Origin of the sequence: Aeromicrobium sp. (assembly GCF_014378035.1) — a bacterium.
Classification (GTDB): domain Bacteria; phylum Actinomycetota; class Actinomycetes; order Propionibacteriales; family Nocardioidaceae; genus Aeromicrobium.
The window spans coordinates 1-10,162 of the sequence record NZ_JACMOM010000242.1 but is presented as its reverse complement, the minus strand read 5'-3'; the positions used below and the strand labels follow the sequence as shown (position 1 = coordinate 10,162).

The 10,162-nt window shown below is 62.8% G+C and carries 7 protein-coding genes and 1 pseudogene; 3 read left to right on the top strand and 5 right to left on the bottom strand.

From position 1 onward, the window contains the following. Window positions 1-4: 4 nt before the first annotated feature. Window positions 5-409: pseudogene (locus tag H7290_RS21365) on the top strand (DNRLRE domain-containing protein); the annotation flags it as partial. A gap of 80 nt (window positions 410-489) precedes the next feature. Here the strand turns inward: H7290_RS21365 and H7290_RS12570 are convergent. Continuing rightward, window positions 490-681, bottom strand: coding sequence for a hypothetical protein (locus H7290_RS12570; protein WP_290514358.1), 192 nt, complete (start codon window positions 679-681; stop codon window positions 490-492). Beyond that, the gene (locus H7290_RS12565; RefSeq protein WP_290514357.1) at window positions 682-1,089 is read right to left on the bottom strand and encodes a hypothetical protein; all 408 of its coding nucleotides are present in this window, start codon (window positions 1,087-1,089) and stop codon (window positions 682-684) included. It lies immediately after the preceding gene. Between the two features lie 13 nt (window positions 1,090-1,102). On the opposite strand from H7290_RS12565, the gene H7290_RS12560 reads away from it, so the two are divergent. Together H7290_RS12560 and H7290_RS12555 are read left to right on the top strand one after the other, a co-directional pair. Beyond that, window positions 1,103-5,389 carry an RHS repeat-associated core domain-containing protein gene (locus tag H7290_RS12560; protein ID WP_290514356.1) on the top strand — a complete coding sequence of 1,429 codons (4,287 nt, stop codon included), beginning with the start codon at window positions 1,103-1,105 and terminating at the stop codon, window positions 5,387-5,389. 951 nt (window positions 5,390-6,340) lie between these two features. After that, window positions 6,341-7,024: a hypothetical protein gene (locus H7290_RS12555; protein WP_290514355.1), complete on the top strand. Its 684-nt coding sequence runs from the start codon at window positions 6,341-6,343 to the stop codon at window positions 7,022-7,024. A gap of 26 nt (window positions 7,025-7,050) precedes the next feature. On the opposite strand, the gene H7290_RS12550 is transcribed toward H7290_RS12555, so the two are convergent. The 3 genes from H7290_RS12550 to H7290_RS12540 all read right to left on the bottom strand — a co-directional run bounded on the left by H7290_RS12550 (window position 7,051) and on the right by H7290_RS12540 (window position 9,974). Further along, on the bottom strand, window positions 7,051-8,433 hold the full coding sequence (locus tag H7290_RS12550; protein ID WP_290514354.1) for a hypothetical protein: 1,383 nt from the start codon (window positions 8,431-8,433) through the stop codon (window positions 7,051-7,053). Window positions 8,434-8,503: 70 nt separating this feature from the next. Next, window positions 8,504-8,866: a helix-turn-helix transcriptional regulator gene (locus H7290_RS12545; RefSeq protein ID WP_290514353.1), complete on the bottom strand. Its 363-nt coding sequence runs from the start codon at window positions 8,864-8,866 to the stop codon at window positions 8,504-8,506. Continuing rightward, window positions 8,859-9,974, bottom strand: coding sequence for a site-specific integrase (locus H7290_RS12540; RefSeq protein ID WP_290514359.1), 1,116 nt, complete (start codon window positions 9,972-9,974; stop codon window positions 8,859-8,861). Before H7290_RS12540 ends, H7290_RS12545 begins: the two co-directional genes overlap by 8 nt. Window positions 9,975-10,162: the final 188 nt, after the last annotated feature.

Below are 10,162 nucleotides of genomic sequence, written 5' to 3'. Positions count from 1 at the left end.
GTACCTGAAGTTCTACAGCGGGGCGATAGAGAACACGAAAGTCAAAATCCTCAAGGCCGAACTCGGCCTGTACCAGTACTACTCCTACACCTGCTCTGATCGCCGCATGTACATCTACCCCGTCGGGACCAACTGGTCAGATACCATCACCTGGGCCAACAAACCTGCGGCGGTAGCAGGTAACGGAGCAACAAACGTCGAGGACAACCGTGGTACCAGCGGATGCGCGGCTGGCTGGACCAAGATCAACCTGACTGCCATGGCACAGGCCTGGTCCAACGGCACCGTAGACATGCAAGGCATCCGGCTCCACGCGGCCGACGAAACCGCCTCCTCCTACGAGCGCCGCTTCTGCTCGATGAACCCCCAAAGCGGAACCGGCTGCAGCACCGCGGCACGCACTCCGTACCTTTCAGTGACCTACAACGGGCCTCCGAATCAGGCTGCGGTTCCGACCTCGTCGGCCTCGCGGACCTGGGACAACAGCCTTCACGTCTCCTCGGCGACCCCGACGTGGTCGACGTCGGCGACCGACGCCGAGGCGTCGAAGGTCAAATACACCACTGAGGCCCGGCCCTCTACGTCCAGCTCGACGGTGTCGGCGATATGTACGACGGCGTTGGTGTCCTCCGGCGCGACGGCGTCGTGCGCCTCCGGCACCGCGCTGACAAACGGGTCCACCTATGTCGCCCGGTCGAAAGCAACTGATTTGTACGGTGTCGTCGGGTCCTGGTCGGCCTGGCGGACATTCACTGTGGACACCACAACTCCTGCGGTGCCCGCCGTTGCGTGCACAGACTTCGCGGACGGCCAGTGGTATGAGAACTCGCCTGCGTCGAGCACCGCGTGTACGTTCACCAGCTCCGCGGGTGCGGACATCGATTGGAGGGTCAACACCGCTGCCAAGTCGCCGTTGACTTTGGCTGGTGGCTCGGCCACCGGCCCATCGCTGGCGGTCCCGGCTTCTGGTTTCACCCAGGTCGAGGCCCGTTCCCGCACCAGGGCGGGTGCGGTGTCGCCATGGAAGTCGTTCACCTTCGGCACCGGTTCGGCGGTCCTGACAGAACCCAACAAGGATGACAGGTCCACGTCAACGTTCCCGGTGAACGCCGCAGCACCTCCCGGCGCAGCTTCAGCGAAGATTCAATGGCGGTTCGCACCGACCACCGAAGGCGACACCACCACCGGTTGGACGGATGCCACCGAGGTCAAGAAGGCCACCGACGGCAGCGCATGGTCAGGATCGGTGTCCGGCACTGACCTGTCGACAACTCCACGGCTGATCTGGGACCCGCGGGCCGAGTCCGGCATCAGCGCCCCCGCCCTGGTCGAGGTGCGGGTCGCGTTCTCCTACCCGGGCTCGGTGACCAAGGTGTCCCCGTTGCAACGGGTCCAGGTGGTCCCGCACGCATTCGGCGGGTCATTCCCAACGGAGGACTTCGGCCCCGGCCAGGCCGCGTTGTTCACCGGTGAATTCCAGCTGTCCGAGGACGATGTCGACGTTCCCGGTTACGGCGAATCGCTGACGCTGGGGCGTTCGCACCTGACTATGGCCGCTGAGCCGGCTGGACCGGCCGGGGTGTTCGGGCCCGGCTGGACCGCGGACCTGTCCGGCCCCGAGGAAGGGGCTGCCGGGTTCAGGGTGACGGACCGTACCGGCACCGACGGCACGTTCCAGCTGATCAGCCCAGAGGGCGAGTCGTACGTCTACCTGCACTCGTCCAAGACCCGCGGCGCCCAACAGGTCGGTACCTACAACGGTGTGGGCGAGACTGCCCTGGACGACGACACCCTCAAGTTGGCCGCGGTGACCGGAGAGACCGGCATCACCCACCGGCTGACGCTAACCGAATGGGACGGCACCAAGACCATCTTTGTGCGCGGCACCACAGGGGTCTGGACCATCGAGAAGGTCGTGTCACTTGAGGACAACTCCACTACCACCTACGCCCACAACACGGATGGCACGGTGTCGTGGATCTTCGCTCCCGCACCGGCCGGTGTGGCCTGTGACACCAGCAGCCAGGAGCCGGGTTGCCGGGCCCTGCAGCTGGTCTACACCGGAACCGGTGCCGACAAGCGTTTGACCGAGGTCAAGCTGCGGATCTGGGACCCCAAACCGGGCACGGACGGCAAACCCGGCAGCACGTCCGGCATGAACACCATCAGCGTCGCCAAGTACACCTACAACGGCTCAGGCCAGCTCACCGCGATGTGGGATCCGCGCGTCGCAGACGGCGCCTCGGCATTGAAGACCGAATACGAGTACGCCACCATCGACGGCAAGACCAAGATCACCAAAATCACCGAGCCCGGCTTGAAGCCATGGCGGTTCGAATACACCGACGGCGGCAAAATATATAAGGTCCTGCGCGCCCAAGACGCCGCCGCCGGCTCCGGCGACGCCGTATGGACGGTCAAGTACGACCTCGCCCTGGCCGGTAACGGTGACGGCCTGCCCAACCTTTCGGCCGACGCCACCAGCACCTGGGGACAGGACCGAACCGCCGCCCCGACCGGTGGCACCGCGGTGTTCGGGCCCGACCAGGTGCCCGACAGCACACCCACCGCAGCGCAGTACGAGTACGCCGACCTGTCGTACTTCACCCAAGCCGGTCGCACCACCAACACGGCCTCCTACGGTGCCGGCGCATGGCAGGTCGACTCCACCCGCTACGACACCTTGGGCAACAAGACCTGGTCGTTGGACGCAGAAGGCCGCAGCAAAGCACTCGCCGAGGGGAACACGACCGCCGAAACAGCTGGCGCGGCTGACAAGTACGCCACCTTGACGGTCTACAACACCGGCGGGACCCGGGTCGAGGAGACCTACGACCCGATGCGGGAGATGTTGCTCGATGACGGCACACCCGTCGTGGGCCGCACGGTCACCCAGACCGTGTATGACGACGAGGCCGACGCTTCGCTGATGCCAGGACGCCCGACCACCGATGTGCCCGCTGGTGGCTTCGGTTTGGCGGTCGAGGAGCGGACCTCAGTCACCGACCGAACCAGCCCAGGCGCCGATGGGAACCTGTTCGACACTAAGAAGACCCGCTACCGCTACGATCCGGTCTCGGCCGGCGACGGCGACGGTTGGCAGCTCAAGATCCCCACCCGGGGGCTGACTCAGGACGGGTCCGGCTGGTCGACAACGCTGACCCGTTTCGACACCGAGGGCAAGATCATCGAGACCCGCACTCCTCAGGGCACCGAGACCACCGACGGTCCCGGTTTGGACACCCGCTCGACCAATACCGTTTACTACACCGCCGACACCTCGGCCTCACGCTCTGAGTGCCGGTCCAAACCGGCCTGGGCCGGCGAAGTTTGCTGGACTGGCCCCGCCGGTCAGCCCGGCAGCGGTCAGCCGATCCCGGCGACCTCCACCACCGGATACTCGATCATGCTGTCCCCGACCCGGGTCGAAGAAGCGTCCGGCGCGGTGACCCGCGTCGACATCTCAGAGTTTGACCCGGCCGGACGTACAACCACGTCGTCGACCACAACCAGTGGGCTCGCCAAGGCTGATCGCGCGGTGCCGGCGACCACCACGACGTACTCGCCCACCACAGGCGCCGTAACAGCGGTGTCCAACGGCACCCAGACCCAAACCACGGGCTACGACTCGTGGGGAAGGACGACCTCGCGAACCGATGGTGCCGGGAACACCGCCACGACCACGTATGACGCGGCGGGGCGGGTTGCCACAGCCAACGACGGCAAAGGCACCTACAACTACACCTACAACGGCACCGACTCCCGTGGGAAGGCTGAACGTCGTGGCCTGGTCACCTCACTTGATGTGGGACTGGCGTCCGGGCCGGATGTGTTCACCGGCGCCTACGACGCCTCCGGTGACCTGATCGAACAGAACTACCCTGGCGGCATCAAAGCCACATGGACCAAGGACGTCACCGGCGACGACCTCGCCCTGACCTACGAGCAGGGCGGCGGGCCGCTGCTGGCGTACTCGTCGAAGGTCGACGCCGACGGCAGGGTCCGCGAAACCACCGGGACCGGATCGACGCAGTCCTACACCTACGATGACCGCGAGCGGCTCACCAAGGTCCAAGACACGATCGACGGAGCCTGCACCACCCGGACGTACGGGTTCAGTGGTGACTCGAACCGCACCAGCCTGAACTCCTACGATCCCGTCACCGGTGGAGCCTGCCAGAACAGCACCTCCTCGTCCAGCGTGACCAGCGCATTCGACGCGGCGGACCGGATCACCACCACCGGATACTCCTACGACGAACTCGGACGAACCAACACCGTCCCCGCTGCCCACACCTCCAACAGTGCAGGCGGTGGGGCCCTGAGCGTGGAGTACCACACCAACGACATGGTCGCGACTCTCAGTCAGCCAGTCACCGAGGACGGTGTCACCGCCACGAAGGCTCAAGACTTCACCCTCGACGCGGCAGGCAGGCTATCGGTGACCAAAAACCTCACCGGTGGGGTTTCGCTGACCGAATCAACGAACCACTACGACGGGTCAGGCGACTCCCTGGTCTGGATCGAAACCAGGACCCGCCCCGACGCCGCCACAACGTGGGGCGCTGCGTGGGGCCGCAACGTCGCCTCCCTTGCCGGAGACCTGGGCATCATCGCCGGCTCCGACGGAACCGCGAAAATCCAACTCCCAAACATGCACAGCGACATCGCAGCCACCGTCGCCGTCGGCGGCACAGGGATCGACTCCTACACCGAATACACCGAATACGGGCTAGCTCGCGACAATGCGAACACGCCCGAACGGTACGGATGGCTCGGCACCAAACAACGCGACGCCAACACCATCGGCGGCCTCACCCTCATGGGTGCCCGCCTCTACAACCCCACCACCGCCACATTCCTGAGTCGGGACCCCGTCGCCGGAGGCAACGACAACACCTACACCTACCCGGTTGACCCGATCAACATGTTCGACCTTTCTGGCGAGTGGGGTTGGAGCAAGAAGAAGTGGAGGGGGTTCAGCAGGGGGGTCGGAAAATGGGCCGGCCGAGGATCTTCAGCACTTGGGTGGTGCCCCTTAGCGCAGTGCCAGGCTGCGTCTCTCGCGCTTGGCGGAGTCTCCGCAGCGGGCTACGCATTGGGAGGACGGGGTAGGAAGGCGCGAGCGGCGATGCGGGGCATGGCTTTTAACGCGCTCACCGGCGGCCGCGGAAAGTGGTCGGGCCTCATTCGCGGCTCGGGTCGAAAGGCTTCCAGAGTCCGGCGGGCTGTGACCAGCTTCGAAGGTCGTGGACAAGGTGGACTGTACGGGCGCGCTTGGAGGGTTTCCGGACATGCTCGAGGAGCTCGTCACGCCTTTCGGGCATCAACCGTGACGATTTGGTACGGACACAATGCTTGGAACTCAGGCGTCTATGGGCGACGGTAGGCTGCAAAACGTGTTCGACTTTGACTCCTCTCGTCCAAAGTCCTATCCGGATGGCACACGTGCTGGGCTTATGTTTGATCGCATTGCTGTGTTGGTCGGCCTGGCTCTAGTCGCCGCATTCACTCTTTCGGGCTCTTTGAGGATCATTTCGATAGCTGTGGTTTTGGTGGGGATCGGACTTGTCGTAGCGTCAACGCGACCTCGCAAACTTGTGATTTGGCCCGATTTCATTGTCGAGACAAGCCGTGGGAGAGACCGCCGTTTCCCGTTCTACGGGTTGGTCGAAGCTAGGGCGGAATGGATCCCGTATCAGCCAGCGACAACACTCCTGTTGGTCTGGAACGACGGCAATCGCCTAGAAATCAAGGTTTCAAACATGACGGACGAATTTCGCAACGAACTTCGAGAGCAAATCGCGATTACACGGCCCCCAGTGCAAGTGAGCGAGTCGATTCGACTATTTCTTGACAGGGCTTGAACGACTTGCTGCGGCACTGGAGAGGGATTCAGTTCCCAAGGCCGATTCAGCGGCATACGTTGTAAAGTCACGTGGCTTGAGCGTGTTTTGGGGCGACAATGTTGCGGCCCAGCCAACATCAGACACCCGCAAACGACTCCCGCTCAGGTACTCCGGACGGGGCACGATGGTTGTCGTAACCCGTGGCTTGCGAGACAGCCCGGTGAGACAAACCGCATCCGAGCAATCCGGGGTTTCGGCTTGTCTCGCAACGATGCGTTTCAAGTCCCTGCCACGTTGAACATATGCAAACACTGTTGCGAGACTCGGGATAGGTCACAGGGAAGCGGATGAATGATCGCGTGGATTCCATGGCACGTCCCATCGGCAGACAGCAAATCAACTGGCAAAGGGACGTATTGAAGTAGGTCGAGTGGTGAGTCCCGGATGCCAAATAGCCACGCCCGGGAGCGGCCATCTCCTACTATGAAGCGATGCCTGACGAAGTCGACCCTGATGATGCTTTTGAGCCGCAGGTCTTCGCTGCATACAAGCGCGCATGGCGGCGTCGGAAGTCCCGGGGCGGCCTCGACTCAGCGACTGTGCTTCAGGAAGAGTTCGATCGCGCGGGCTACGAGCCGGACGAGGACGAATGGTCGTTGTGGCAGTCAGCGTGGTCGGCTGCTGTTCCTCCAAGGCGGATAAGCTGGTTCCTCACCAAGCAAGTAGGTGCCGAGTTCATGTCGTTGGCTCGCGACATCGGAGCGATCATCAATGATCCGGAGTTGCCGGAGTGGCTGCTGCCACCGCCTGGGAAGAGGCTGCTCAGCGTGGGGTGGGTCAGCGGCGACGTGAAGAAGCAGACGTTGATATTCAGGCCCGACGTGGAGTCGCCGGAGACTCTGGAGAGGTGCCGCACATTGACCAAGGGAAAGGTCCCGTCGTGCAAAGTTCGTGTCTGGCTTCAGTTGGGTCGCGACTATTCGACGGTTCCAGTGATGGTCGGCCAGCACCGCGTCGGGTGGACGAGTGTCGAGGCGAGTCGCGCTCGAAAGCTGAGGCGCAAGCCGTGGCATCGCAAGACGAAGGTGCCAGACGGGACTCTGAAGATTACGTTCAACCCAGACGAAACGGTGTCATTCGGGAAGCTGCGGGTCCACTTACCAGGTGGGAGGTAAAGAACCTCCACCCGACCAGGGGTGGTTCAAATTGACGTTCGGCGATTCGCGACGTACTGGGAGTAGGCGGTGGCCGACGCGTTGGCGTGTTTCTCGATGGTCTGCGGCGAGTAATTGAGGACCTCGGCGATGACTGCCACGGGTGCGAGGCGTGTGAGTTCGTGGAGTGTCCCGAGCCTGGCTTCGAGTGTTGGAAAGGTTGGTTTGAGCCGCGCCCGTAGGTGTGCCGGATCGATGTGTCGCCCTGGTTTGGCGCCGCGGAACACCCACGATGAATTCGGGTGTGCCGCTGTCCGTGAGTGCAGGGGAGCTGCCACGAGGTCGCGGATCGGTTGATCGAGCGGCGGATCGAGGCGAATCGGGAACCCCGCCAGATCAATCAAGACATCTCGGTCGGTGAGTGTGATGTCGTCCCAGGTCAGAGTGACCACTTTCTCGATCTGTTGGCCGAAGACCAGCACTAGGATTGCTGCGAGCCTGTCCCGTTGGGTCATCTCATCGCTATGGACTGCGAGATCGATCGCGTCGCGTTGCTGCTCGTGCGGCATGCGGGGCGTGGTTCCGCGGCGGTGTGGTGCGACGGTGATTTCCGGCGGGGTGATCTTGGCCTTCGATGTCCAGCTGATGAAGCGGCTGACGAGTTCGCGTGTCGTGGGGCCTTCAGCTTGCCAACGGTCGACATAGGACTGATTGAGATAGAAGAGCGTTTGGTCTCGCTCGGTGAGCCAATTGCAAAAGCCGATCGCCACCGTCACCGTTTGCTTCGACCGAAGGAAGGTCCCGTTCGACACGCTATCCATGGTCCGCATCCGGCGAAGCATGCCCCATCGGATGAACCGGGCGATCACGTCGCGGTGGTCATGGTCGACGACTCGTTTTTGTGCGCCGGTCGCCCAGCGTTCGTAGCGGGCGAGGAGTTCGTCGCGTTGGGGGAGCGCATGGTGCTCGACGAGGAGTCCGCGCACGTAGTCCAGGGTTCGGCTCGGCGGGAGAGCGTCCAAAGCCTCGTGGGTGATCACCGGTCGGCGGGCGAGCTCGAGCAGAAAGTCGTTCACGTGTTTCTGGCGGATCCAGGTCAGCCCACTATTGGCCCGTTCCATCTTCTTCAACGCGTCCGCGATGAGCACCAGGGGAGGGGTGATCTGGCCCGTGTCGGGGCTGGTCAGGAGACGGTCGACAGTGTCGGTCAGAACGCATCGTTGACAGTGGCCGCCACTGTAGAGCTCAGCCTCAGCACCGCAGCTCTTGCAGTCCACATTCAACTTGATGTTGGAGCAGGTTCGGCAAGCCGGGCGATCGTTAATGATGCCAGGCAGAACACCCTCATGCCCGCAGTCGCAGACTCCGGTGATCCGTTTGGCCGCCTGATAGCAGTAGCCGCAGATCCCGCGGCTCTGCCAGACCGTCACGACCTGGTAGTGGCCGTAGCAGCGGTCACAGCCTTCCGGCCACCGGTCAGGATCCCCAGGTCTGCGAGGTCTAGCCATCCGTGTCGTCGGTGTTGTCACGAACCAGGCGAACCCGTTTGGCGATCGGATCACCGGGCCGGACTCCGAGCTCAGCGGGGTCCTTCGGCGCGTTCGCGGTGGCCGCGGCACGCATCTCGACGAACGGTTCGAAGAGGTCTCCGGGTCCACATTCGAGGATGTCGCACAAGGCCGCGAAGGTCCGTGCCGGGATGCGTTCAGGGGGACTGGTCACCAAACGGTGAACCTGGGCGTTCGAGAGATTGATCCCTCGCGAACGGAGCAAGGGGATGAGCTCGGTGGTCTTCCACAGGTTGCGTGTAGCCATGATCTGGCGCAGATTCCAGTGGTAGCCGATCCTGCGTTGCTCAGGCATTGTCTGACTCCTTCCTGATGCGGTGCGCGATCATCTTCTGCACTACCTTCTGCTTGAAGTCGCTCGAGACAGAGGTGTAGAGCGCTGTCGTCGATGAGTACGAGTGTCCGACTTGCTGTTGCACGAACAACGGGTCATAGCCGGCCTCGATCAGATGCGTGACATAGGAATGCCTCAAAGCGTGCAAGGTCAACTCCGCCGGGATTCCGGCCGCTGCACGAAATAGTTGAAACGACCGGTCGAACGACCGGATGCCCAGACGGCCAGTGCGCTCTGAGGGCCACATGTCCAATGAGCGGTCGGCTGTGGTGAATCGTTCGCGACCGGCCGGTGATATCCAGAACTGCAGCAGGTCAACCACCCACGAGAACTCCGGCGCGGTCAGCACAGTTCGGCGCCGGGGCCCCGAGCCGGCGGTGCCTTTGGCCCACCGCACCTGAACAGCACCGAACCCCTTGTATTCAGGGACATGAGGGTTCGGACCGAAGTCGACGTATTGCAACATGGCAAGCTCGCGGCGTCGCAGACCGTAGGCGTAGCCGACCTTGAACGCGATCGAGTCCCGCAGGGCTGGCAACCAGCGCTTCGTGCCAGCCGCGTGCTCGCGGTCAACCAAATCGTCTCCGGCATCGAAGAATGCCTGCAATTCCGTCTTGGTGAATGCCCGCCGGCCGGCGGGCACAGCATCATCGGTACTGTGCCGCGGCGAGTTCCACTCGAACACCACCTGGCTCGGGACGTCATTGAAGACCTGCTCGCAGAACTCGGCCCAACCGTAGCGGGTATCCGTCACATAGGCGCAGAACGCCCGGATAGATCCGCTGTAGGAACGCAACGTCGACAGCGACATCGGCTTATCGACAAGACTGCGCCGATCAGCAAAATACTCATCGACATGTTGTGGCCGCCAGGACCACGGATATTCGTTCGTATGTTGCTGGAAACGTGTCACCGTTCCGCACATGCTTTTGATCGTCGCCGTTGTCAGACCCCGCGCCAGCATCTGTGCCCGCCAGCCGTCCAGCATCGCCGCGAACACCTGTTCATCAGCGCGCAGCAGCCCGACCTCGCCAGCAGCGAGAATCCTTGGCACAGACCCTGGAAGCATTTCCACAACTAGATCGTACCGGAGAATCTCTCATCTAATGAGAGATTCACACGCTGACCAGGCGAAACGCGACTGGACCGCGCCGACACCAGTCCTGCCGAGTTGGTGGCCATACGCGTCTGACCTGCACAGACGATCAATTAACGGGTTGAGACGAGTTATCTCATCTGTTTCTACTCGTCCTACTT